This window comes from Zobellia russellii, from assembly GCF_044597075.1.
Lineage (GTDB): Bacteria > Bacteroidota > Bacteroidia > Flavobacteriales > Flavobacteriaceae > Zobellia > Zobellia russellii.
Window position 1 is genome coordinate 3,432,085 of sequence record NZ_CP139000.1, and the last position, 25,907, is coordinate 3,457,991.

24 protein-coding genes are annotated in these 25,907 nt (G+C 38.7%); 17 read left to right on the top strand and 7 right to left on the bottom strand.

From position 1 onward, the window contains the following. The first annotated feature begins 115 nt into the window (after positions 1-115). Entirely contained in the window at positions 116-688 is a 573-nt protein-coding gene (locus SJY45_RS13990; protein WP_400071468.1) for a DUF3109 family protein, read from the top strand. Here SJY45_RS13990 and SJY45_RS13995 read toward each other — a convergent pair. Both SJY45_RS13995 and SJY45_RS14000 read right to left on the bottom strand, forming a co-directional pair. Further along, positions 678-2,660 (bottom strand): tetratricopeptide repeat protein, encoded by a 1,983-nt coding sequence (locus tag SJY45_RS13995; RefSeq protein WP_400071470.1) that lies wholly within the window; start codon positions 2,658-2,660, stop codon positions 678-680. The genes SJY45_RS13990 and SJY45_RS13995 overlap by 11 nt on opposite strands. Before the next feature lie 8 nt (positions 2,661-2,668). Further along, positions 2,669-3,403, bottom strand: a complete 735-nt coding sequence (locus tag SJY45_RS14000; protein ID WP_215913315.1) for a LytTR family DNA-binding domain-containing protein — start codon at positions 3,401-3,403, stop codon at positions 2,669-2,671. Positions 3,404-3,781: 378 nt separating this feature from the next. Between SJY45_RS14000 and SJY45_RS14005 the strand changes: the two genes are divergently transcribed. The 4 genes from SJY45_RS14005 (at position 3,782) to SJY45_RS14020 (ending at position 8,782) form a co-directional block, all read left to right on the top strand. Then, positions 3,782-3,934 carry a hypothetical protein gene (locus SJY45_RS14005; protein WP_215436385.1) on the top strand — a complete coding sequence of 51 codons (153 nt, stop codon included), beginning with the start codon at positions 3,782-3,784 and terminating at the stop codon, positions 3,932-3,934. 7 nt (positions 3,935-3,941) lie between these two features. Continuing rightward, positions 3,942-4,511: a hypothetical protein gene (locus SJY45_RS14010; RefSeq protein WP_400071473.1), complete on the top strand. Its 570-nt coding sequence runs from the start codon at positions 3,942-3,944 to the stop codon at positions 4,509-4,511. Between the two features lie 723 nt (positions 4,512-5,234). Beyond that, positions 5,235-5,882, top strand: coding sequence for a hypothetical protein (locus tag SJY45_RS14015; RefSeq protein WP_400071475.1), 648 nt, complete (start codon positions 5,235-5,237; stop codon positions 5,880-5,882). A gap of 59 nt (positions 5,883-5,941) precedes the next feature. Then, a complete protein-coding gene (locus SJY45_RS14020) occupies positions 5,942-8,782 on the top strand; it encodes a CHAT domain-containing protein (protein WP_400071477.1) in 2,841 nt (946 codons plus the stop codon). On the opposite strand, the gene SJY45_RS14025 is transcribed toward SJY45_RS14020, so the two are convergent. Further along, complete coding sequence (locus SJY45_RS14025) at positions 8,779-9,516, bottom strand: tol-pal system YbgF family protein (RefSeq protein ID WP_400071479.1); 738 nt, start codon at positions 9,514-9,516, stop codon at positions 8,779-8,781. The two genes, SJY45_RS14020 and SJY45_RS14025, sit on opposite strands and share 4 nt — an antisense overlap. Further along, entirely contained in the window at positions 9,500-10,054 is a 555-nt protein-coding gene (locus SJY45_RS14030; protein WP_400071481.1) for an RNA polymerase sigma factor, read from the bottom strand. Before SJY45_RS14030 ends, SJY45_RS14025 begins: the two co-directional genes overlap by 17 nt. 118 nt (positions 10,055-10,172) lie before the next feature. Here SJY45_RS14030 and SJY45_RS14035 point away from each other — a divergent pair, with 118 nt between their 5' ends. The 12 genes from SJY45_RS14035 (at position 10,173) to SJY45_RS14090 (ending at position 21,687) form a co-directional block, all read left to right on the top strand. After that, positions 10,173-11,234 (top strand): kelch repeat-containing protein, encoded by a 1,062-nt coding sequence (locus tag SJY45_RS14035; protein WP_400071483.1) that lies wholly within the window; start codon positions 10,173-10,175, stop codon positions 11,232-11,234. Positions 11,235-11,302: 68 nt separating this feature from the next. After that, the gene (locus SJY45_RS14040) at positions 11,303-11,512 is read left to right on the top strand and encodes a hypothetical protein (RefSeq protein WP_400071485.1); all 210 of its coding nucleotides are present in this window, start codon (positions 11,303-11,305) and stop codon (positions 11,510-11,512) included. Between the two features lie 270 nt (positions 11,513-11,782). After that, positions 11,783-12,130 (top strand): hypothetical protein, encoded by a 348-nt coding sequence (locus SJY45_RS14045; RefSeq protein WP_400071487.1) that lies wholly within the window; start codon positions 11,783-11,785, stop codon positions 12,128-12,130. Positions 12,131-12,137: 7 nt separating this feature from the next. Next, positions 12,138-12,755: a hypothetical protein gene (locus tag SJY45_RS14050; protein WP_215913306.1), complete on the top strand. Its 618-nt coding sequence runs from the start codon at positions 12,138-12,140 to the stop codon at positions 12,753-12,755. Positions 12,756-12,777: 22 nt separating this feature from the next. Then, complete coding sequence (locus SJY45_RS14055; RefSeq protein WP_400071489.1) at positions 12,778-13,149, top strand: DUF4870 domain-containing protein; 372 nt, start codon at positions 12,778-12,780, stop codon at positions 13,147-13,149. Positions 13,150-13,194: 45 nt separating this feature from the next. After that, complete coding sequence (locus tag SJY45_RS14060; protein WP_400071491.1) at positions 13,195-13,662, top strand: hypothetical protein; 468 nt, start codon at positions 13,195-13,197, stop codon at positions 13,660-13,662. A gap of 261 nt (positions 13,663-13,923) precedes the next feature. After that, positions 13,924-14,121 carry a hypothetical protein gene (locus SJY45_RS14065; protein WP_400071493.1) on the top strand — a complete coding sequence of 66 codons (198 nt, stop codon included), beginning with the start codon at positions 13,924-13,926 and terminating at the stop codon, positions 14,119-14,121. Then, a complete protein-coding gene (locus SJY45_RS14070) occupies positions 14,118-14,348 on the top strand; it encodes a hypothetical protein (RefSeq protein ID WP_400071495.1) in 231 nt (76 codons plus the stop codon). Before SJY45_RS14065 ends, SJY45_RS14070 begins: the two co-directional genes overlap by 4 nt. A gap of 83 nt (positions 14,349-14,431) precedes the next feature. Continuing rightward, a complete protein-coding gene (locus tag SJY45_RS14075; RefSeq protein WP_400071497.1) occupies positions 14,432-14,914 on the top strand; it encodes a T9SS type A sorting domain-containing protein in 483 nt (160 codons plus the stop codon). A gap of 2,491 nt (positions 14,915-17,405) precedes the next feature. Beyond that, positions 17,406-17,792 carry a tail fiber domain-containing protein gene (locus SJY45_RS14080; RefSeq protein ID WP_400074359.1) on the top strand — a complete coding sequence of 129 codons (387 nt, stop codon included), beginning with the start codon at positions 17,406-17,408 and terminating at the stop codon, positions 17,790-17,792. A gap of 289 nt (positions 17,793-18,081) precedes the next feature. Further along, complete coding sequence (locus SJY45_RS14085) at positions 18,082-19,068, top strand: ribonucleotide-diphosphate reductase subunit beta (protein WP_215436347.1); 987 nt, start codon at positions 18,082-18,084, stop codon at positions 19,066-19,068. Positions 19,069-19,194: 126 nt separating this feature from the next. Next, on the top strand, positions 19,195-21,687 hold the full coding sequence (locus SJY45_RS14090; RefSeq protein ID WP_289038068.1) for a ribonucleoside-diphosphate reductase subunit alpha: 2,493 nt from the start codon (positions 19,195-19,197) through the stop codon (positions 21,685-21,687). A gap of 819 nt (positions 21,688-22,506) precedes the next feature. Here SJY45_RS14090 and SJY45_RS14095 read toward each other — a convergent pair. The 3 genes from SJY45_RS14095 to SJY45_RS14105 all read right to left on the bottom strand — a co-directional run bounded on the left by SJY45_RS14095 (position 22,507) and on the right by SJY45_RS14105 (position 25,879). After that, complete coding sequence (locus tag SJY45_RS14095) at positions 22,507-23,424, bottom strand: hydroxypyruvate isomerase family protein (protein WP_215436342.1); 918 nt, start codon at positions 23,422-23,424, stop codon at positions 22,507-22,509. 95 nt (positions 23,425-23,519) lie between these two features. Next, the gene (locus SJY45_RS14100; RefSeq protein WP_215436341.1) at positions 23,520-24,167 is read right to left on the bottom strand and encodes a gluconate 2-dehydrogenase subunit 3 family protein; all 648 of its coding nucleotides are present in this window, start codon (positions 24,165-24,167) and stop codon (positions 23,520-23,522) included. After that, a complete protein-coding gene (locus SJY45_RS14105) occupies positions 24,167-25,879 on the bottom strand; it encodes a GMC oxidoreductase (RefSeq protein ID WP_289063611.1) in 1,713 nt (570 codons plus the stop codon). The genes SJY45_RS14100 and SJY45_RS14105 overlap by 1 nt, the downstream gene beginning before the upstream one ends. Between the last annotated feature and the right edge of the window lie 28 nt (positions 25,880-25,907).

Sequence of the window (25,907 nt, forward strand, 5' to 3'; positions counted from 1 at the left end):
CCTTAGAATTTTTCGCAAAATTACATTTAATTAAACCGATAGAAAGCATAGTTGCCCTATTTATTTACCTATAAAATCCCGTTTAAAAAGTATCTTTGTATCTCAAACCCGCAGTATGTTTCAATTAGGTAACACCATAGTATCGGAAGAAATTATCGAAAACGATTTTGTCTGTAACATTGCGGCCTGCAAAGGGCAATGTTGTATAGATGGTAATGCGGGGGCTCCCCTAGAGGATAAGGAAACAGAGATTCTTGTAGATATTTACGATAAAGTAAGACCCTTTTTGAGGAAAGAGGGTATTGAGGCCATTGAGGAACAAGGGGCGTTTATTAAAGGCGATGACGGTGAATGGGAAACGCCATTGGTTAATGATAGTGAATGTGCTTATGTTATCTTTTCCGTGAACGGTACAGCTAAATGCGGTATAGAGGAGGCTTATAACGAAGGGGCCGTTGACTGGAAAAAGCCGGTTTCATGTCACTTATACCCTATTCGAATACGAGAATATACAGAACTAACAGCCGTTAATTATCATAAATGGAACATTTGTGACCCGGCCTGTTCGTTAGGTGATGAGCTTCAAGTACCAATCTATAAGTTCGTAAAAGAGGCTTTAATCAGAAAATTTGGCGAAGCTTGGTATAAAGAACTGGAACAAGTGGCCCTAGAGCATACTAAGCCGTAGGAATGTGGAGTATTACTTTGGTGCCGAGAGGTTTTTTGTTATCATCGTATAGGTCAACGATTTCTACTTCAAAGGAATTCTGAAGGTCTTTCGAGAAATTAGCGAGCCGCTCTTTTGTAATTTCAATACCAACAGATTTACGTTTTAAGACCTTGTTCTGCTTTATTTTTTCGGCGACGGCTCTTCCTACACCATTGTCGGATATGGCAATATGAATAAAATCTAGTTTGTCTTTTGATATGTGAATGTCAATTATCTTTTCGCCTGTTTTTGGTGAAAGCCCATGCCAAATGGCGTTTTCCAGGAACGGTTGTAAAATTAGTGAGGGTATTTTAACCGTATGGGTGTCAATATCTTCATCTACACGAACTTTAAAATCTATTTCATTTGAAAAACGAATATTTTCTATGTTCATATAGAGCTCTACGGTTTCCAGTTCTTCTGCTAAGGGAATTTCCCGCATAGATGAGGCTTCCAATATTTTCCGTACCAACTTGGAGAACTTGTTCAGGTAATGGACCGCATTTTTCTGTTCGTTGTTAATAATATACAACTTTATTGAGTTGAGCGAATTAAAAAGAAAGTGTGGGTTCATTTGACTGCGTAACATACTCTGCTCCAACGTCAAAACCTTTTTTTCGTTTTTAAGTTGATACTGTCTATAGAGGATGTAAAATATACCGGCCAATAGGGCAAGGGCAATGCTGCCAATGAGTAAAGTGGTACGGCTAGTGCGCAGTTCCATTTGAATCATTTCGTTCTCTTGCGCCAATATTTGTATTTCGTTGGTCTTCTTCTCGGAATCATATCTAAAGATGATATCGTTTACGTAACGAACGGTGCTTTCGTTCACAATTTCTTCATCAAGCTCTTCGGCTTTCATATTATATGAAAGAGCCTTTTTATAGTTTTTAGTTTGTTGATAGAGCTGGGTGAGCAAATGATTGGCCCGAGCGGCTTCGTGTCTTAAGTTAAATTTTTCTGCTATCCTTAGGCCCTCAAGCATGTACTTTTCCGCACTGGCATAATCTCCTGTTATCATTTCTGCCCAGCCTAGATTAATATAGATAGGCGAAATTAAGAACCCATCTCCTAGCTTTTTTGCTAGACTTAGTGTGGGTGTAAGTAGTTTTTTGGCGTCGTTAATACGTTCTTTTTTTAAATAAACCTTTGCAATGCTGGTTTTGCAGATTATTTGCCCCATGTCACTGTCTATTTCCTCGTTATAGGCCAAAGATGTGCGGTAGTTTTTGAGGGCTTCGTCTAGTTCCCCCAATTCTTCAAGGCTGTTACCTATATTTCCATAGTTGATGGCCATACCCAAGGTATTGCCCAATTCTGTCTCTAGGACCAAAGATTTTTTAAAGTATTCTATAGCTTGGCCGTATTGGTTAAGCATACTATACAGGTTGCCAATAGAGTTTAGTGAAACATTAATGCTCTTTTTAAGGCTGTTAGAACGATTTTCTTTTTTAACGGATTCGGCCAGTTCCAACGCTTGCTGGTTGTAGTCCATTGCCCTACGAATAGAAGATGTTCTGCGGTAAACTACTCCTAGGTCATTTAAACTAGATACCTTAAACTCAATATTATTGATTTCATTGGCAAGTTTCAAAGCCTTATTGTGGAACTTAACGGATTTTCCGTATTGTGAAGTATTGCGGTAAACCCTTCCCAACTCGTTAAAAGCATAAATTTGGCCCGGGATATATTTCTTGTCAAATGAAACATCGGAAAAATAACGCATCAAGAGGGTATCTTTCTTGTAATCTTGCAGTACCGGATGAATTTCGGAATAAGAAGTAGGGCCTGCGGTTATAAGGCTGTCTACTGTTTTTTTGAATACTGGTGGTATAGATTGGGTATAACCTATGGTAAAAAAGAGAAAACCGAATAAAAGCGTAAATATTTTGTCCAAATGAACAGGGCATTTGGAGAGGGAATTTTTGTTATTTCTCAGTTGCGAACGCATTAATAGTTTTAGAGCATATCCAGAAAATCTGATTTCTTTTGTCTGGAAACGGGAATCTTATGGTTGGATTCCAAAATAACATATCCATCGGTTTTCAAAAACTCTTTTATTTTGGTAAGGTTGATAATGTATGAATTATGGATTCTGAAAAAAGAATCGGTTGGTAAAAGTTCGTTTACTTCTTTCAATTTTTTGGTAAGGACAATTTTGTGGCCATCGGCTAAGTAAATGGTGCTATAATTTCCATCGGACTCGGCGTATAGAATTTCATCGCTATCCAAAAAGACTAACTTTCCGTCTGTGTTGAAAGTAATTTTTTTATGCTTTGCGTTAGAGTTGAAATTCAACAATAATTTTTCCAATCGCTCTGCGGTAAAGTTTTTGGCATTATGTTTTCTGATTTTTACAATAGTCTCCTTTAAATCGTCTGTGTCAATAGGCTTAAGCAAGTAATCTATGGCTTCGTTTTTTAGGGCCTTTATGGCATATTGATTATACGCCGTCGTAATCACCACCGGAAAATTTTTGTTCGTTAATTTTTGGATGAACTGAAAACCGTCCATAGTTGGCATTTCAATGTCTAAAAAAAGACAATCAGGGGTATTTTTTTCTAAATAGGTCAACGCCTCAAAGGGGTCTGTAAAAGATGCTTCCACCTTAATTTCATCACTAAAATTGGTCAATTCCCACGAAAGACTTTGTAGTGCTTTTATTTCATCATCAACGATTACGGCTTCGATCATAGAATTATACTTTAAGGTAAAGTAAACAAATTTAATCGTATGGCATGTTTTATGATAGTAAAGATGTACCGATGGAGACAATTAAAGTGTGATTGGTATAAAAAGTGACAAAATTGGTCGGGGCTGGGTCTTATAAAGTGTATTTAATACTAGTTAGAGGAAAAAAATACACGTGGGAGGTCTCATGAACCCTGATAAAATAAGGCACTTACCATTTATACAGGAAAATGTACCATTTATACATTAGCACTACGGGTAAGGGGCGTTCAACCCTACTTTAGCTTTTGAGTAGATGACGGTTATTAATGTTTCCCCAGGAGTTTTAATATATCCAACTAGGTTAAACTAATAATAATAGCAATGAAAAAATGTCTGTTCATGTTCGTATTACTTGTCGTTACTTTAGTAGCAGCAGCTTTGACGGATACAAGTGAGGTTAAGGAATTGGATAACAGCTTAATTGTTGGGGAGCAGTTTGTAGAAAACGCGTTAACGGGTCTAGAGGAACCGGAGCAAGAAACCAAAAATTAGCAACATCATGTATAGTTTTGTATTCCAGTTTTTTGTTAATACCACTAAAGTAGGGTTCTGGTTTGTTCTCTCTTTTTTCTTTTTTTCGAGCCCTGGAGTGGATGATAAACTTACTTCACCTTCTACTTTAGAGGATGTTCATTTTTTAAATCGGGAAGCTATTAGTGATAGTGTTGGTAAGATTATAGAAAGCTCCCTTGTTTTTAGTGTAAAGGAGATAAAGTCTAGAGACGGCGTTTCATTCACGAATGTTGAGCTAAAAGCAAGTGGCACTAAGACTAGAGGAGAGCAGCTTTTTGGAATGATTATTTCAAAACCAACAGAAAATACAAATGCTATACTAGGCAAACATGAGGTTAAAGGAGATTTTAATAGCCTTTTAAGCAATTTTAGTGGAGTTTTTGGTTTTGTTAATCTAACGGACTTAGATGAGAAACCTTATTTTGGACATAAGGGGTTTGTGCATATTGTAGAAATAGACCAACATGCTATGCGCGGGAAGATGAATTTGTCTTTTAGAAACTCAGAAGGCAAAACAATACATGTTAGCAGGTCGTTCATGGCTTACAAAAATTAGAGACTAAGTTTACATCATGGGTGTTGTTCTGTGATGATTTTAAGATTAAGGTGTGTTATTTGTAATATTCTACGAATGATGCAGTTAGATTGAACAATAATAGGGAGTAATGGTGCTACATGTTAAGAAAATGCTTATTTTTACCATCCCCCGATTGGTAATTACTGAGATTACGTACAACACAGCATTAGAAAATAGAGACATCAAAATACCAAACCAATAACTAGACAATATCTACATATGGGGAACCATCTTACAATTTTATGAAACTGCCAATCCAAAAAGGTACGGTTCTAGGCTACATGTTATGAAATAGAGCATGTTTGTCCGTCTAATGAAGCCATTGGGGGTCATCTTATTCAATTTATTGGAAAGGTGATTGCCGATTATAGGTTTCGGGGGAACTACCTGAATCAGCACCCTTTCTGGTACTAATCGATTTTGATACATTAGAAGGACCGTACGGTTTGGCGGTATCATAGTAACATTATAAAAAGACCGAAAAATACTTTTCGGTCTTTTTTTGTGCCCTAAGGTTTTCTTCTGTTATTTTTTTTAAGCAACCATCCGTACAGCCAACAGTGCTAGGCATACAAGAAATTAGACCAATAAAACATAAGCTATTGATGTACTTATAAATTATGGGCACCTTTAGCCAAATTGATTGATTATCATGTTTACCTTTTTAGGTTTAGGGTACTCATCTGTAGAAAACCATAAATTATGAAAGCAATGAATTATTTAGTCTGTCTTATGTTTATTATGTTGGGTGTAGTCTCATGTTCTCAGAAAGAACTGCCCGAAGAAGAATTAACCTCTAACAATTTTAGTTACCGTTTGGTTCAAGAACCCAAATACCTGAATGGTCTTGAACTGTACAAACTTGGAACAATACACAGTCTTTCCGTTATGAAACAGGAAATTGCGGAATTAAAGGAGGCCATAGATGTTAATAAAGGAGGTAAAAGATTGATTCCGCGATTAGAGCAGGCTCAAAAAGAAGAGGCTGGTTTAAATATGTTTAAATCAGGGTTGGTTAGTATCGTTATGCCAAGGGGAGGAAAATTCCCTCCCAGGCCGCCAAGAGGATGTTTTGATAACCCAAGAGCTGGTTGTGTGCCTAAAATCAATATTTCGGATTTTTCAGGAATAGAGTTGCCAGCGGAGGTAGATGATGCCGAAATAACTATAGTTAACGAAAAGAACAAAGTGGTGGCCAAAGGCAGTTCAACATCTCTTACGAAAACCGGTAACAAGGTGGTTGCTATTGAGGGTAATTTTAAAGGTAACGCTACAATGGTCATAAAAATGCCAAGGACCAAAGAGTTTGGAGATGCCATTACCCTAGAACTACCGGTCTATAAAAATTAGTTGTACAATTTTTGATTAATTTAAAGTCCTTTACGCAAATACGTAAGGGACTTTAACATATGAAATACTTTCATTACATAGTTTGTTTTTTGTTTACATGCCATAGCGGCTGGTCCCAAGGAGAAGCATCAAACTTGGACAATGCTTTTAATAGGGCTTTGGAATATCATTACGTAAATAAGGATAGCGCCTATGTCTACTATGAAAAAACCATATCACTTGCCAATGAACAAGACAATATGGACTATCTTCTTGGAAGTCTAAGTTATTTGATCAATGCGAACAGTAATTTTTACGATTTACAGGAATACAGGCGTAACCTGCAAAGAATGGAGGACTGGTTGGGCAACGACTCTAGAACCAATGGTCTTGAGATAAGTGAAGTTTATAAAAACCGACTCCTTTTTGACAAAGGAAATTTTCATTACAAATTAAAGGAATACGGTACGGCCAAAGCCTATTTTTTAGAGTTGTATTCCATTCTTAAAGCTGTTCCTGAAGCGCAGCGTACCGCGCTTGATATAGATACACTTTCCGCAATTTATAGTTTCCTAGGGCTCATTTATAGGCATACCGGTAAATATGAACAGGCTGAATTTTACTATACACAAGATTTAAACCTAATAGCAACATTTAGAGATAGTATTGAAGACTGGCAATCGGCTAGTTTCAACACTAAAAAACTGCTTTCACAGGTGTTAGAGGTGCAGGGCAATACCGTAGGGGCCAATGATTTGCTGAAGGAAACATTGGAGTTTTATAAGGCGAAAGTGAATAACCCCAGATTTAAGAACAACTTCTTGTCGGCATATATATTGCTGGCCAAAAATTATTTAAAACAGGGGGAATATGATAATGCACTAGCGGTATTAAATGAAAACCATCTTATGAATACTTTGGATAACCCTTTTTCCAAAGAAATAAATGTGCTTTATGCCGATGCCTTCTTGGGGAAAAAGGATTACGAACAGGCAGATGAGTATTATGGTCAGGCGTTGGAAGCTTATACAACCTATCGGCAGTATAAACCTCACCAAGATGTAGCCAATGTCTATGGTAAAATGGCAAGACTTTATTTAGCACAAGACAATTTTAAAGAAGGGCTTAATTTCATCCAGAAAGCATTTTATAATGCCAGCAACATTAAATTAGGGTCTGAGGGCAACCCCAAGCTTAAAGATGCATTTTCCAAACTTCAATTGCTGAATTTATTGGATATAAAACTTCAGCTTTTGCAATCGGCGTATGCCAAAACAAATCATCTTACTTATGAGAAAGAGGCAATAATGACCAGTAAAGACATATTGGCCACTTTTGATGAATTGAAACTGGAGTTTGACAGTAAATTGGATAAGCAATATTTGGCCGAGGAGGTGTATCCTATCTTTCACCGGATGCTAGATGTGGTATATGACAATTATGAAAAGAACAGATCTGCAAACACGGTAGAATTGGCGTTGAACATTGCAGAAAAGAATAAAGATTTTGTTCTGCTCGAAGCCCTCAGGGATGCTCAGGCTACTAGATATGGAAATGTGCCTCAACAAGTATTGGAAAAAGAAGCACGCCTAAGAGCGGAAATAACTCATTTTGAGAAAGAAATTTTTGACGGTCTTGAAGACGCGAGCAAATTGAAGCCCCAACTTGTAAGTCTAAAGCAAGCGTATTACGGATTATTGGATACATTAAAACAGAAGTACCCAAGGTATCACGGTTTAAAGTATGGTAGTAAAACCTTAGATTTTGCCACTATACGTAATACGCTGTTTAAAGATGGAGGTGCAATAGTTTCTTTTACCCTTACGAACCATCACCTGTATGCCATTGTGTTGAACGATGAAAAGCAACATTTTTTAAAATTGCCATTTTCCGAAGACGATAAAAAGGATATTAGTGATTTTTATAGGGCACTCTCAAAACCATCTTTAAAAAACGGGATAGAAGAGGTAAATGGTTTAGGTAATCGTCTCTTTGAAAAAGTCTTGAAGCAGCCGCTAAAAGACATTGATTCCGAAAATCTTGTTGTCGTTCCAGACGGAGAATTGCATTATGTGCCTTTTGACCTCTTACGTGAGAACGGTTCCTACCTTTTGGAAACAAAAAGTATCAGTTACGGCAATTCAATTACCTCTCTTTTGGAACTCATAAAGAAGGCGAAATCTAAAGAGAACCACATTTTGGCCTATGCGCCAAATTTTGATGATGAAGAAACGGTCCAGGATAGCAGGCAGTTTGGAAAGTTGCTCTATAACGATGATGAGGTTAACGGAATAAGCTCTTACTTTAATACCCGAAAGGTATTGGGCCAAAATGCTACCCTTGCAAGTTTTAAGGCTAACTCTTCTAATTCTAATATGATTCATTTGGCTACACATGCTTCTGCCAATGACGCGTATCCGGATTATTCTTATCTCGCTTTTAGTCAACAACAGGATAGTGGTGAGAACAGTGTGATCTATATAAAAGACCTTTATAATATTTCCTTGGATGCTGATTTAGTGACTTTGAGTGCGTGCCAAACAGGTATAGGAAAACTTCAAAAAGGGCAGGGTATGTTGAGTTTGTCAAAAGGCTTTTACTATGCCGGGGCCAAATCTTTAGTGAACACATTGTGGAAGATTAACGATAAAAGCAGCGTGAAATTAATGGAGTTCTTTTACGAAGGGCTTAGTAAGGGTAAGTCAAAAGCAAAAGCATTGCGTGACGCAAAACTGAAATATCTGGAAACTACGGATGATAGCCTGTTGCAGCACCCCTATTATTGGTCGGCTTTTGTGGTTTCGGGAGATGTTTCCCCAATTACGACTACCAATTACTGGTGGTATTTGGGGAGTTTGTTTTTAGTATTGAGTGTTTTCTACGTTGTTTTTGGATATAAAAGGAAAAGAAATTTAAATTAGTTCAGCTCGGCCAACAGATTTTTTGCAGCCTTGGTTTTGAATCCCTCTTTATGGGCCAAAAGACTTAACTGTTCTTTACATTCTTCAATTTCATCTAGTTTTAAGTAGGCTAGTGCTAGGTACCAAATGGCCCTTTCTTTAAGCTCTCCGTTGGTCTCAATGTAATCTTCAAATAAAGGAACCGCTTCATCATGTTTATTCAATTGCATAAGGGCAATAGCTTCGTAAAAAATAATATACTTATCATTATTTTTCTTGTTCAAAGTTTGGAACAGCTCTATAGCCTTTGTGTATTCCGAATTTTCATATGCAATAAAAGCCCGCGTTTTAAGGTCTTTCAATTGTTCACCGCGTTCAATAGGGTGTACTACATTTTCATAGGGGGCAAAATTGCTGGCATACAATTGTTGAGAATCAATGTCCGGTCGGTTAAAGAAAATCAACCAAGAGCTGATGCCTGCAAGTAGAACCACGGAGGCGGCAACAAGCCAAGGGCGTAAGCGTATTACTTGAGATTTTTCTTTTTCATGTGGCGTGTTGGTATTCGATAAAATTTCCTTAAGTTGTTTTCTTTCGGATTTTACTAGGGCGCGTTTTAGCTCTTCCTGAAACTCAAAATCGGTTTTAAAATCAGTATTTGTTTCAAATAAATGGTCAAATTCTCTCTTTTGCTCTTCTGAAAGAGAACCTTCAAAATAACCATTGATCAATTCTTCATTATCCATTCTTTGCATGAGTAAGCTCTTTTAATGATTTGAGGCATCTAGATTTTTGGCTTTTTACTACATTTTTGTTTTCATAGCCTTGCACGCTCATTATTTCGTCTAGTTTTAATCCTTTTAGGTAGAAAAGCTCAAGAATTTCGCGGCATTTATCTCCAAGCTTCTTAAAATTTTCTACTAATTTTTGTTGGTATTCATTGGGGCCTTGGTCTTCGTATACGTCATTGATGACAGCTATTTCGTTTTGGTCAAAAATATAGGTTTCATCAGTGGCTATTTCCTTGGTGTCTCTGAACTTTTTAAAAATCATAAACTTTCCTGTGCTGAAAAGGTAGGTTTTTAAGCTACTTTTTAATTCGTCTAATTTTCCTGCCAGAGCATTTTCATAGAGTACGATAATAGCATCTTGGAAAATGTCCTCTAGTACATTAGTGTCGGAAGTATATCGGGAAGCAAACTTGAAAAATTCAATTTTATACCCTTTATAAACTTCTTTAAGTGCATTTCTATCCCGCTGTTTCATTTGGGAAATAATATGCTGGTCTTTCATTGGTGCTCAATTGGTTAAAAGGTAAACACAAGATAAGTTAAAATTCTAAGTAAGAAGATGTTTACTTTTTGAACATCAGGGTACTAATGAGCGGAGAACTTCATAAAATAATCAGAATATGAAAACAAATTTTATAATGAGCGTTGTATTTGTCGGCCTGTTCATAATGTTCATTTCATGTAATAATGATGATAATCAAATAGATGGCCCATCGAAGGAAAAAGAGGCAAAAGAAGAATTGCCCGCAAACGAGCCCCCATCTTCTTTTGACCTTATTAAGGTTATAGAAGACGAGATTGTTTTAAACCTATCGCCGACCTTCTCTTGGGAGAAAGCCCAAGATCCTGAAGGTGACACGGTGACATATGATTTTTATTTGGCCAAAAAGGAAGAGGAGTTAAAGGTTGCCGTTCCCGATTTGTCCGATACTATCTTAGATTATGATCTGAGTTTTTCTGAAGAGTATAATTGGAAGGTAGTCGCTAAGGATGGTAAGGGCGGTAGTACGGAAAGCAAAACTTTTTCCTTCAGTACCCGAAATCTGAACGTGCCAAGAAGAATTACGAATCAGACTTTATTTGGTGGAAGAACCGGACACAGTGTAGTTTCTTTTAAAAACAGGTTACTTCTTATTAATGGGAGTTCTGAAGAGAATTTGGGATTGCCAAAACCTGAAAAAGACCTTTGGTATAGTGATAATGTTACGGATTGGAGCATGGTGGGTGATACTGCTGCATTCGCACATCGTTACCTGTGTACACCGCTCAAATTCAATGAAAAACTTTACATAATAGGCGGGGCCAGTTCAAAATCATCAAAATTTAGTGATATCACCGATTATAAAAATGATGTCTGGGCTTCTACCGATGGCCTTTATTGGCAAAAGATTCAAACTCATGCGATATTCTCACCGAGAACTGGGCATAGTTTGGTCGTGTTTAAAGAAAAAATGTGGATGTTTGGTGGTATTGATGAAAACGGAATTCATCATAATGATTTATATGTTTCAGATGATGGTGTGGCCTGGAGCAGTATCAATATGAGTAATCAAGGTGTAACTCCCAGAGCCTATGCTAAGTTCATTGTTTTTAACGATAAACTCTATTTGATAGGGGGAGGAACAACAGTTCTATGCTCAATGAAATATGGGAAAGCGACAATGGTACAGATTGGAGTTTGATTAAGCAAGGCGATGAAGTTCCCGTTCATATTCTTTTTGATGCCTTCGTTTATCGAAATAAAATTATTTTGAATAATCATTTATTCGGCGAGGATAAAATCTGGTATTCGTCCGATGCCAAAATTTGGCTTCCTATGGAGGGAGACAATCCCTTGTCAAGAAGGGAAGGGTCAGCTACAGTATTGCACAATGATCAAATATATATTGTTGGAGGACGTGATATCGCCATCAATAATTCTGTGGGAGAGCGGCAAAGCGATATATGGGTACTAGATTAAAATGTATTCCGACTACATTCTGATAAATTAGCAATAGACTTTACTAAAATGATTTACGAAGAGGTTTATGTGTCATTTCGGTCTGGACTACTAGTACCTTCTTGAGTTCGTCTATAAGACTCGGTAGCAGCGATGGTATCGGGTTTTTTTGATTTTGATGTTTACCTTTTAAAGATTAGGACACTAATGGATGTAGGAGGTTCGGTATAAGGATGATTATCCACTAGAACACTACAAAAAATAGTTAATGAACCAGTGAAAACAATGATTATGAAAAATTTAAAAAAACAAGTTCTTTTAGCCGTTTGTGGTGCGGCAATTATTTTAACGTACGGTTGTGACAAGGACAACCCTTTAAACCCTGTAGGAAACTGTTTTGGAGGAAATTGGGCCCAGGGTTATGCAGATGAGCTACAATCATGGTCAGATGCGACTTCTGCTTATTCGGAAAACCCCACGGCAGAGAATTGTGCAGACTATAAAAGCGCGGCTAAGGCCTATCTAGATGCTCTAGATGACATTTATGATTGTATACCTACGGCCAGCAGAGCTGAAATTGACCAAGAAATCAAGGAGGCAAAAGCAGAAATAGATAGGGAAAGTTGTGATAATCTATAAAGTGAAGATGATGAAACTAAAGAATATAGGATTGATTATACTCTTGCTGCTATTGGGCTCTTGTGTTGGCGAGGTCAAGGAAAAATTATCCAAGGCTAAAGAGGGTGTATCTAATGCCTCCACCTTTGTAAAGGAAGCCAGAAAAGTAGAAGGAAGAATCGAAAAACTGAAAGATGCCGTTCCCTTAACCAATGAACAACTAAAGGGGTGGTTGCCCAAGAGTTTAGGGGTCTTGGACAGAACAGGTTTTAAAGTGGGCCAAGCGGGAATGTATAAGGTTAACTCTGTGGAAGGCACCTACAAAAAGATAGATAGCAAGAAGAAGTTTAATGTTATGATAATAGATGGGGCGGGCCCTACCGGAAGTATGATGGCAACGAGTTACGGGCTACTGGGTAATTTTGAAATGGAAACGGAAGATGAATATAAACACCAACAAACGGTTGAAGTTAATGGGATTAAGGCACAACAGACCTACAAAAAGAAGTCTAACGATACCCAACTAATGTTTGCCTATGCAGAGCGCTTTTTGGTAACGATAAATGCATATGATATACCACCCGAAGAAACTTGGGATATAGTAAACGAACTCAAACTAGAACAATTGACCAAAATGGCGGAATAAAACCAATTAAATATATATAATTATGGAAAATACGGATACTGAATTAAATAAGGCACAAACTGCTACGGCTACAAGTGAAAATGATAAGACAATGGCAATTCTGGCTTATGTAACCTTAATAGGCCTAATAGTTGCATTTGTAATGAACAATGAGAAAAAACAAGAATTTGCAAGCTATCATATTAGGCAATCATTGGGTTTGTGTGTTACCGGTTTGGCCTTGGGCGTTATTGGCATGATACCTATTTTAGGTTGGGTCATAAACTTTTTGGGTGTTTTTGTCTTATTGTACATGTGGGTCATGGCATTTATGAATGCCCTAAACGGAAAAGAGGCTCCGGCCCCTATCTTGGGGAAGAAGTATGAGGTTTGGTTCGCGGGCATTCAACAATAGTTAGGTTTGCTGTTCTAGCAAATAACAAGTTTAAAATAGAAACTTATGAGAGTGTTTCTTCCGTTAGTATATTGTCTTTTTTTCTGTCTAGAAAGTCTTAGTCAAGAAAAGCAGTTGGCCATTGTCAATTCGGTTTCTGGCAAAGAAATAACCATTGAGGAAAGCAGAAGAATCAAAGTTATTACCAAAACTGGTGAAAAATTTGCAGGGAGGTTTACTGTGCTCAATCAAAATAGTATTATTGTAGACGATATAATTGTTAGTTTACAAGAAATAGATATCATTAGACGTCACGCCTTGTTTCATACAATTATGATTCATGTTAATTTCTTGCATATTGGCAGTATCATGTTTTTAGTTGGACTGGCCGTTGGTACTGTGCCTTCCGTATTTATTGGGGCCGCAGCGTTAACAGCAGGTATTTATGGGGTAGTAAAGTCTCCTAATATCTCCAAAGGATATAAAAGAGCGGGGAAATGGTCCTATAAGATCAGGACCGTTCAAAGTCCCTGATTCAACTGAATGACTAAGGTGTTTGGCAAGACTCTTCACAAAGAATTACAATATTCTTGCAGATTACACATTAGAACCATCAAATTGTACATTTTTAATTTTTGAAAATTAAAGTTGCCAGTATCTTGTCAGTGGTTTCAAGAGGCTGGCAATTTATTTGAGTTTTTAAATCGGATGAAAGCTTCTTCCTAACCTTCCCAAATCAGTTTCCCCCTATTCATCTTTAATGGTGTAGACCATTTAAGCAAATAGAGAAAGAAAATGAAACTGATTCATCTCCAATACATGACGGTATTGCTCTTTCAACGGAGCAGTTGTACCAACTTCTTCTGGTTGTTGTTAGCAGAATATGCCATGGCAACCATCAGAAACCATTCCTCCCAAAACCTAGGTACTCAAAGAACTTTTTATAAAGCGGGTAGTGCCCAATTCTGGAACATTTTAAATCTGTACGTATGAAAACCACCATCATTTTAATTGTAGCCCTGTTATTTAATACCTCACTATTGTTTGCAGAGTCTTTGCTCGTTTTAGTCAAAAAGATAGACCCAGTGGTGCTTATTTCCATAGAAGCACTCTTGATCATTTTATTTGCTGCCCATAAATTTTTGAGCGGTTTCTCAAAGAGTATGAAAATAGATTTTGATCGCTTGGAGGTGTTCGTCTATAAAAAGAAAAGAAGCTAGCTCTTTAGCACAATTATTAAAATGTTGAAGCTGCCCTGTTAACCTTCAACATTAAAAAAACATTAATCTTAAAATGAACACATATGAAAGCAAAACTACTCCTCTTTTTTCTATCAGTAAGTACTACATTTTCATTTGCCCAATCAATAGAACGCAGTGTTGTTAGTAACGTTGGTGGTACTATGGCAAGTGCAGAGGTCTCGGTAAGCTTCACCATTGGAGAGCCAATAGTGGGTTTGGTAGGAGAAAATAATTCTGTAGATCAAGGTTTTTGGGCAGGAAAAGGAATTTTGGTCATACCGCTAAGCCCAGGGGAAGACCCTTCCAACATTTTGGTTTATCCCAACCCGGTTATAGAAGAAGTGACCGTTTTTACCAGTCAAAACAAAGTGTATGGTATAGAGTTGTTCAGTGTAAACGGGCAGCGCGTTTTAAACCAAAAAGTAGAAACGTCTAAGTCTGAATACAAAATAGACATGGCCTATATGGCCAAGGGAGTATATGTTTTAAAACTCTACATAGAAGGAAGTACGGATAGTAAAGCATTTAAACTGATCAAAGAATAGAACCATGAAAAAAAATTACACATCAATACTTATAATCTTGGCCTTTATGTTCTCCGGGACTTTTGTGGCGCAGGCACAGCAGAAAAACTACATCAATTACCAGGGTGTTGCCCGTAATTTGGATAATGAATTAATGGAGCAAGAGACCATAGATATAGGTATTGCCCTAAAATTTGGTAGCGCGGATGCGGCTACGCAATATGAAGAAAGTCACTCTATAACAACAGATGCTAATGGTGTTTTTAACTTGCAAATAGGCAGTGGAAACAGTAATAGTGGCAGTTATTCCAATTTACCTTGGGGCCAAGCTACTTTTGTGGTGGTTTCCTTTAATGGCACAGAGGTGGGTACAACTGAACTAATGGCGGTTCCTTACGCCATGGCTTCCGGCAGCCAACAATGGGAAACAAATGGAAATGATATTGAGAACAAAAACGTTGGCAAGGTTAAAATAAAAAGCGACTTAAGAATTTTAGGAGGCTTTAATTTAAGCTCAGGCAATCAAGTCAACAAAATATCGGACGATGGCGGCCTGGCCGAAAACAGCAACGGTATTCTGCCCACGCAAAGAGCGGTAAAGACCTATGTAGATAATAGATTGTTTAGTGGTGGTGGAGGCGGAGACGCTCAAATTGCTTCCGAAGTGCCGTATGACAATGCGGGCTCAGGACTTACTGCAGGTAATGTTCAGGAGGCTTTGGATGAATTGGTCGCTTCTGGCACAGGAGGTGCGGATGCAGATGCGGACCCGACCAATGAAATCCAAGATATTAGCCTTTCTGGCACTGACTTAAGTATAACGGATGGGTCAACTATCGATCTATCGGCTATTATCCCACCAGGAGGAACAGATGACCAAAAAGCCTCCGAAGTTCCTTTTGATAATACGGGAACGGGACTTGCAGCTGCCGATACCCAAGCGGCAATTGAGGAATTAGCTGCGGGTGGGTTGGTAGATACGGATGATCAGAATTTATCACTTTCAGGAACCATGCTACAGATTGAAGATGGAACGGGTGTTGATCTTTCTACGATTATCCCACCGGGAGGAACGGATGACCAGAACGCCTCCGAAGTTCCTTTTGATAATACGGGAACGGGACTTGCAGCTGCCGATACCCAAGCGGCAATTGAGGAATTAGCTGCGGGTGGGTTGATAGATACAGATGATCAGAATTTATCACTTTCAGGAACCATGCTACAGATAGAAGATGGAACGGGTGTTGATCTTTCTACGATTATCCCACCGGGAGGAACAGATGACCAAAACGCCTCCGAAGTTCCTTTTGATAATACGGGAACGGGGCTTGCAGCTGCCGATACCCAAGCGGCAATAGAAGAATTGGCAGCTGGTGGGTTGGTAGATACGGATGATCAAGGACTTATAATGACCGGAGATGTGTTAAGCATTGAAGATGGTACGGGTTCGGTTGATTTAAATGATTATGTGGATGTTACAGGGGAAAGCGGATTGCTTTTAGGTGATGGCACGAATATAAGCGGACTTGAGGGTACGGCAGATGGTCAAGTAGCTAAATGGGATGCGGGTACAAGCAAGTGGGTGGCCGGTACTGATGAAGTTGGTGGTGGAAGTGCCTTATGGACAGATAATGCAGGTGATATTTATTTTAATAGTGGTAAGGTGGGTGTTGGTACAGATTCACCAGATACAAATTTTGAAGTATCAGGTATAGGAACTTTACGTAATAGAATGACATCTACAGATGCCGGAAGTGTTAGTTTACAATGGATGCGGACTGGAGCTGCAAATACTGATTGGGCATTTACGGCAGGAGAAGGAAGAATGGAATTAATGTATTCTTCTACAGATTTGACGGGTGGAAGTGTACATACTCGATTGCTTGATGATGGAACGTTAGATGTTGTAAAGGGAATTCGCTCAGGTGATTTGGCTGGAACGGGAGAACGCAACGTCATGGCCGATGCTGACGGAAATTTTATAATTGGGACGGGTAGTGGAGGAAGTTCTCTTTGGGAGGAAGATGAAGATAACATATATAGATCTAGTGGAAATGTAGGTGTTGGTGTTAGTAATCCTGAAAAGAAAATGCATGTTGGAGGTAATCTCTTTGTTCAGACAAATTTAGGGGGACTAATATTTGGTTTTCCAAATAACGGTAATCAATGGCGGTATAGTACCCGTTCACAAGGGGCAGATTTGCAGTTAGAAACTAAGCTAGACGGATCTAGTTCTTTTTTAACGCGCTTTAGGATGTTTCAAGGGGGGGAATTTCAGTTTGGGCCTAGTTCAAATATTTCTTCTTGGGTTCATGTTCTCAATAATTCAACGATAACCAAGCCTTTGCTCAAACTAGAGGAAGACGGAGATGATTTTTCAAGACTTGAATTCAAAAATACAGAAAGCGACGCTTTCTGGCACATAGCAGGTATTGCAAAAGACGGAGCAAATGGGGGGCAAAATAGTAGATTAAATTTTTATTTCCGAAATGATCAAGGCGCATCTAACCGAATGGCAATTACCGGTGACGGGGATGTATTTGTAAATGGATCTTTAGTCCATAATTCAGATGCTAGATTAAAGAAAAACATAAAAAATCTAGATTACGGTCTTGATGAGGTGTTAAGGCTTCAGCCAAAAAGTTATTTGTGGTTGGATGATAGAAGCTCGGGGAAAAGGTGTCTAGGTCTTATTGCGCAGGAAGTGCAGCAAATAATTCCCGAAATTATTTATGAAGAAGTAGATGCTGAAAATACCTTAAGTCTCAGTTACACCCAGTTAATACCTGTAGTTGTCACGGCTATTCAAGAACAACAACTGATAATTGAGCAACAATCAGGAAAAATTGCAAACTTGGAAGAAAGGTTGCAGAGGTTAGAGGCTATAATTACAAAATAGCCGTTTAGTTGATGTTATAATTTTTAAACCAAAAAGTATATTAAAAACATACTTTTTGGTTTAATTTTTTGTGTTCAACTTTCATGTAAAATTTACGTTAACTGTCGATCCCCGTTAACGTCAGTGTATATACAATGCGAGCATACATTTCAACAATTTGTGTTAAAAACTTTGTGACCGAAATGATCGAACAGCACGCATATTTTGGTGCTTTTTTGCCATCTTTGTTATCCCATCACAAGGGGAGAATTTTCTTCCCAATACACGAATTTTTTAAAAATAATTTGATATGTCCGCAGCTTTAGAGCCTATTTTGGAAGAAAACAACGACCGCTTTGTAATCTTTCCTATTAAACATCATGATTTATGGGAATGGTACAAGAAATGCGAAGCCTGTTTTTGGACGGCTGAGGAAATAGACCTTGGTGAAGATTTAAATGACTGGAACAATAAGTTGAGTGATGACGAGCGTTACTTCGTGAAGCATATACTTGCCTTTTTTGCAGCTTCGGACGGTATCGTAAACGAGAATTTGGCAGAGAACTTTGTTAGTGAAGTGCAATATGCCGAAGCTAAGTTTTTCTACGGGTTCCAGATTATGATGGAGAATATACACTCGGAGACCTATTCGCTTTTGATTGATACTTACGTAAAGGATGAAAAGGAAAAGAACCTTCTTTTTAGAGCAATAGAAAACTTTCCTGCCATTAAGAAAAAGGCAGATTGGGCATTGAATTGGATCGAGTCTCCAAGTTTTGCAGAAAGGTTGATAGCCTTTGCAGCTGTTGAAGGTATATTCTTCTCCGGTGCATTCTGCTCTATTTTCTGGTTAAAGAAAAGAGGTTTGATGCCAGGGCTTACTTTTTCCAATGAGTTGATCTCAAGAGATGAAGGTATGCACTGTGATTATGCGGTACACCTTCATAACAAACACTTGATCAATAAAGTTCCAAAAGAACGTATTACCGAGATTTTGACCAATGCATTGGATATTGAACGTGAGTTCATTACAGAGTCGCTTCCGGCAAGTTTAATCGGGATGAACTCAAAATTAATGACACAATACCTAGAATTTGTAACGGATAGGCTTCTTGTTGAGCTGGAGTGCGATAAAGTGTACAACGCAACCAATCCGTTTGATTTTATGGATATGATTTCCCTACAAGGAAAGACCAACTTCTTTGAAAAACGTGTTTCTGAATACCAAAAAGCGGGCGTTTTGAACAAGGATAATGATGAGGACGCACAGAAGATAAGCTTCGACGCAGATTTTTAGATAATATATAAAATAGAGGACCCTTTCTCAGAAAGGGTTTTTGTTCCCAATTTTAAAATTGTTAATTTTTTTAACAATTCAGCATAAACAAACCAACGTATCACACCCCACTAAAAAAGTATTCACATGTTTGTAGTTAAAAGAGACGGCAGAAAAGAAGTGGTCATGTTCGATAAGATCACGGCTCGAGTAAGAAAATTATGTTATGGCCTAAACGGGCTTGTAGACCCTTTAAAGGTTGCTATGCGCGTTATAGAAGGATTGTATGACGGTGTAACCACATCTGAGCTAGATAATTTAGCGGCGGAGATTGCGGCCACTATGACCACGACCCACCCGGATTATGCAAAGTTAGCAGCCCGTATTTCGGTCTCAAACTTGCACAAGAATACTAAAAAGTCGTTCTCAGAAACAATGAAGGACCTTTATGAGTATGTAAACCCACGTACGAACAAAGAGGCGCCACTTTTATCCGATGAGGTCTATAAGGTAATTTCGGAAAATTCAGAAAGGTTGGACTCCACGATTATCTATAACAGAGATTTTGGATATGACTACTTCGGTTTTAAAACACTTGAGCGTTCGTATCTTCTAAAATTGAACGGTAAGATTGCAGAGCGTCCTCAGCATATGCTTATGCGTGTTTCCGTAGGTATTCACCTAAATGATTTGGATGCGGCCATTGAGACGTACGAGCTCATGTCCAAAAAATATTTCACCCACGCTACACCTACACTTTTTAACTCAGGAACACCAAAACCACAGATGTCTTCTTGCTTCTTATTGGCAATGAAAGATGATAGTATAGATGGTATTTATGATACGTTAAAACAAACGGCTAAGATTTCTCAGTCTGCGGGTGGTATTGGTTTATCTATACATAATGTACGTGCAACAGGCTCTTATATTGCAGGAACAAATGGTACATCTAACGGTATAGTTCCTATGCTACAGGTGTTTAATGATACGGCACGTTACGTAGATCAAGGTGGTGGAAAGCGTAAAGGAAGCTTTGCTATTTACATGGAGCCATGGCATGCAGATATTTACGCATTCTTAGATTTGAAAAAGAACCATGGTAAAGAAGAAATGCGTGCACGTGATCTTTTTTATGCCATGTGGATTTCAGATTTATTCATGAAAAGGGTTGAGGCTAACGAAGATTGGACGTTAATGTGTCCTAATGAATGCCCAGGATTGTTCACCCACCATAGTGAAGAGTTTGAAGCATTATATACCAAATACGAAGCGGAAGGAAAAGGAAGAAAAACCGTTAAGGCTCGTGAACTTTGGGAAAAAATATTGGAGTCTCAAATAGAGACCGGTACACCTTACATGTTGTACAAAGATGCGGCTAACCGTAAGAGCAACCAGAAAAACTTAGGTACTATACGTTCTTCTAACTTGTGTACCGAGATTATGGAATATACCTCTCCTGATGAGGTAGCGGTGTGTAACTTGGCATCCATTGCTTTACCAATGTTCATTAAGAATGGGGCCTTTGATCATAAGGAACTGTTCAAGGTAACCAAAAGGGTAACCAGAAACTTAAACCGTGTAATCGATAGAAATTACTATCCGGTAAAAGAAGCGGAAAACTCCAACATGCGTCACAGGCCAATTGGTCTAGGAGTACAGGGGCTTGCAGATGCTTTTATTCTGTTGCGTTTGCCTTTCACAAGTGACGGTGCCAAGAAATTGAACCAAGAGATTTTTGAAACCTTATATTTTGCTGCTGTTACCGCTTCTATGGAAATGGCAAAAGAAGAAGGAGCATATTCTACTTTTGAAGGTTCGCCTATTTCTCAGGGAGATTTTCAGTTCAACCTTTGGGGTATTAAGGACGAAGAACTATCAGGAAGATGGGATTGGAACAAACTGCGTAAGGAGGTTAAGAAAAACGGAGTTCGTAACTCACTTTTAGTAGCGCCTATGCCAACAGCTTCAACGTCTCAGATTTTGGGTAACAATGAGTGTTTTGAGCCTTATACTTCTAATATTTACACGAGAAGGGTGCTTTCTGGTGAGTTTATTGTTGTGAACAAGCATCTATTGGAAGATTTGGTAAACCTAGGTCTTTGGAACGAGAACATGAAGCAAGAGTTAATGCGTGCAAACGGTTCTATCCAACATATAGAAACCATACCACAGGACATACGTGACTTGTACAAAACGGTTTGGGAGCTTAGTATGAAAGATATTATAGACATGAGCCGCCAAAGAGGATATTTCATTGATCAAAGTCAGTCTTTGAACTTGTTCATGGAAAACGCAAACTATTCTAAATTGACCTCAATGCACTTTTATGCATGGAAAAGTGGCTTAAAAACAGGTATGTATTACTTGCGTACAAAAGCTGCTGTAGATGCTATTAAATTTACATTGGATAATAGCAAGAAGAACGCTGCTCCGGTAAGTGTTGCTGCAGAAGCAGAAGCGGCCGCAACTACACCGCCAGTAGAGGCAGCTGTTGCAATGGAAGTAAACACTACTTCTAGTGCGCCACAGGCACAGGCAGAGTTGGACATTCAGCCAATGACTCCTGAAGAAATGAAAGAAATGATTGCCCGGGCCAAAGAAGGTCAAGCAGATGATGATTGCTTAATGTGCGGTTCTTAATCAAAGAAGTTTTTATACTTATAAAACCCTGTCCGTTTGGTCAGGGTTTTTTTATGCGTATTTCGGATGGATTTTAATAACCCATTAAGGATGTATGCTTTTCAATAATAGAGCAAAGTTGGCCCTAAACAGTAACGGCTTAGTCACGATAGGTTAAAGGAAAATTTTGAGAAAGTATGGCACAAAAAGGCACTACCTGAGAGGTAATGCTATATACATGGGAAATGGCTATTTCTCCAAGTACGGTCTTGCTACTACAGAAAAGATGTATGCAGCAATATAAACGATGAGTATTATAATATATTTGTCCATTGTGCCCCAATAAAACGTTGTATACTATATACGTAGTAAAATGGATGAAAAGATTACATAAAAGTGACGAAAACTTAAAAAATTGGGAGAGTTTTAAGATAAAATCGCACTTGTAAAGTAATTTTTCTGTTTTTGTGCGCAAGATAGCATCATCATGGAGTTAAGAAATTCCATTGATGCGATATTCAAAGCTTTGCCTTCAATCTAATTATTTACTTGCTTTCGTTTAAAATAATGAAACGCAAGTTTAGATAAAAGCATTAGCGATGCGTAGGCGATAAGTAGGTATATGTATGAGGTCATATAAAACTAACGCCTTCACTAGAAGGTATCTTACCTCTTTAGTATGTAGAACGTCGAAAAAGGTTAAAAAACTCGTTAAAATGCGCTATTTGCATCAATATGCCGATGAAACACCCCTTTTTTACTTTTGAAGATTGGATTTGAAGCAAAAAATAAGTCCTACTTCTTTTAAAAGTAGGACCTATCAAATAAAGACTTTATGTTTTACAGGAATGAATCCTCTTGAATATAGGCGTCAATAACGGCTTGCTCTCCTGCTTTTCCGTCTTTGGAGTTGCCATGTTCCATACCAAGTACCCCTTTAAATCCTTTTTCGTGTATCCATTTAAATACATTTTTATAATTGATTTCCCCTGTAGTGGGCTCTTTACGCCCCGGATTGTCACCAATTTGAATATAGGCTATTTCATCCCAAGTAAGGTCCATATTATGGATAAGGTGCCCTTCGGTTTTTTGCATATGGTAGATATCGAACAATATTTTACAGGCCGGACTATCAACTCCTTTACAAATCATATAGGTTTGGTCCGAGTTCTGTAAGTACAGGTCAGGTGAATCGGATAGGGGTTCCAGAACCATCGTAAGCCCATGAGGTTCTAAAATCTCGGCACCTCTTTTCAAAGCTTCAATTACATTGCCATCTTGTACACCAATAGGTAGTTTTCTTTCAAATCCACCGGGTACAACGGTCATCCATTTGGCATTGACACGTTTTGCAGTTTCCACGGCTCTTTTACATCCATCTAAAAAAATATCAATATATTCTTGTTTTCCGGCGGCTAGCGTATTTTTCATGTTGCCCCCTTTGTCTATAACAAAAACACCCATGGTCATACCTCTTTTGGCCAAGGTTTCGCCCATTTTGGTCTGTAGGGCTACATCTCGCTTCATCATACCGTTATCTTCAAAAGCGGTAAAACCTTGATCGGCCATAAAGTTGATCTGATCAATAGGGTCTTCGCCCGCTAATTCTTTGAACATACCCAAATGTGGGGCATATTTAAGATTGAACTTATGAGGTTTAACAAGATTGTTAGTTGGGCTGGAGTAGGCAAAATTGCCTCCTAGTGAAATGGCTCCACCGGTAAGGGCGGTTTTTTGAATGAAGTTTCTTCTTTTCATTGTGTATATAGGTTGGATGAGTAATCGTAAAATAGAAAAGAGCCGCAAGTAAACAGTAATTTACCAGCGACTCTTCAATAGGCTCTATTGCTTTATTAAAGCGACCAAGCTTTGCCGCCTGTCAGCTCTTGCGTGTCCGCGCAAGCAATATATTCTCCGGGAACAGGTAAGTAGGCCAGGACCTTCTCACCAACATATTCAGAAGTTTTGTAACCCCAAATAGTCATTCCTCTAAGGTTGTTTGCAAAAGCAAAGCGAGCAATACCGTCATCAAGTAGCGCTTCTTTACCCTCGGCCACAGCCTCGTTGTATTGTTTTATAGATTCAAAGTTCTGTACTTCATCCTCTTTGGTGACTTTTAAGGATTCGGCAAGAACCGGTTCTAAATCTTCGGCAGTTAAGTCTGCTCCTTTTTCTTTTCCGGAATCTTTCAACGCCTTTTCAATAAATCGGTCCATAGACATTTTAAGGAAATCTTGTTGACCTTTTTCCATAACCTGATCGGCAAACCGATCAATGAAAATATTTACTTGAGTTTCCGAAGCGGAAGGCGTATCTGTTTTAGGAAGAATGATATCAACTAATTTAGTCAATACCGCCCCTTGGTCTTTTGTAAAAAAGTCTGGGGTCCATTCAAGTACGGTCTCGTTTTTGCAACTTTGAACAATGCTGAGCAGAGTTGGGGTGGCTACGGTGTAACCCAGTGCCATACCCATATTCTTGAGTGCTTTTCTCCTATCCATTATATATTTCCTTTTTTAAGTTCGTTTACGGCGTGGTTAGCAGCTCTTGCTGTAAAGGCCATATAAGTTAAAGATGGGTTTACACAACTTGCAGAAGTCATGAACGAACCATCTGTTACGTAAACGTTTGGTACATCATGTATTTGGTTGTTGCCGTTCAATACAGATGTTCTACGGTCTCTACCCATACGTGCTGTACCCATTTCATGAATACCTAGACCTAAGCCCGTTTCGCGATCATGACCTTTAACGTCTTTTACTCCTGCTTTTTCAAGCATTTCAATAGCAGACTGCATCATGTCTTTACGCATGTTCAATTCGTTTTCCTTAAAACCGGCATCAAAAGTTACGGTTGGTAATCCCCAATCATCCAATTTATCGTAATCAAGGGTCATGCGGTTATCTTCGTAAGGAAGTACCTCTCCAAAACCACCAATACCAATGGTCCATCCGCCTGGTTTTAAAATAGCATCTTTTAGGTCTTTACCATAGGATAGTTCCGCAACTAGTTCTTCCCAATCGCCTCTACTTGCGCCACCTTGATAACCAAACCCGCGCTTGTAGTCTTTTCTATTGGTGTCTCCTCCTAAGTTTCTAAACCTTGGAATATAAACTCCGTTAGGTCTTCTACCTTTATAATATTTGTCCTGAAAACCATCAAATTTACCTGAGGCACCAACACCTAGGTGGTGGTCCATAATATTACGGCCCAATTGGTCCGAGTCATTACCCATGCCGTTAGGGAAACGGTCAGATTTTGATTGCATTAAAATTGATGTAGAAGCTATGGACGAAGCACAAAGGAAAATAACCTTTGCTTTAAATTCGTACGCCTCTTTGGTAACGCGATCTATAACTTTTACACCAGTTGCTCTTTTTGTTTCTGGGTCATAAATAACCTCATGAACAATTGAATCTGGGCGTAGCGTCATATTTCCTGTTGCTTCGGCAGCAGGTAACGTAGAAGAAAGGCTACTAAAGTAACCTCCAAAAGGACACCCTCTAATACATCTATTTCTGTATTGACATTTGGTACGCCCATCAAAGTTTTTAGTTCCTGTAATATGGGCAACTCTACCAACGGTTACGGCACGACCATCAAATTCCTCACCTACTTTTTCCTTAAAGTGCTCTTCCACACAATTAAGTTCCATTTGCGGAAGAAAGTTACTATCCGGTAGTTGTGGAAGGTTTAGCGCCTCACCACTAACACCAATGTAATCTTCAACTTTTGCATACCAGGGTTCTATATCTTTATAACGTACCGGCCAATCTACGGCAATACCATCTTTTTTATTTGCTTCAAAGTCAATGTCGCTCCAGCGGTAACTCTGCCGCCCCCATTGTAATGAACGTCCACCTACGTGATAACCTCGCATCCAGTCAAAACGCTGTATTTCGTTATACGGATGTTTGAGATCGTTTACGAACCACATTTTACTTGCGGCATTGGTGGTATAGCCGGTTCGGTTCTGTTTTTCCTGTTTTGCGATGTCCTCTTTTGTTGGTTTTCCTCCGTTAGGGAAATCCCAAGGGTCCATGTTCGCAGTTTCATAGTCTTCGATGTGCTTCACCATACGTCCGCGCTCCAGCACCAAGGTTTTTAGTCCGGCCTCGCACAGCTCTTTTGCTGCCCAGCCACCACTTATACCTGTACCCACCACAATCGCGTCGTAAGACTCTTGCTCTTCGTTGTAATAAAATTTGCTCATGTACAAAATTGTTTAGTCCATAAATTTA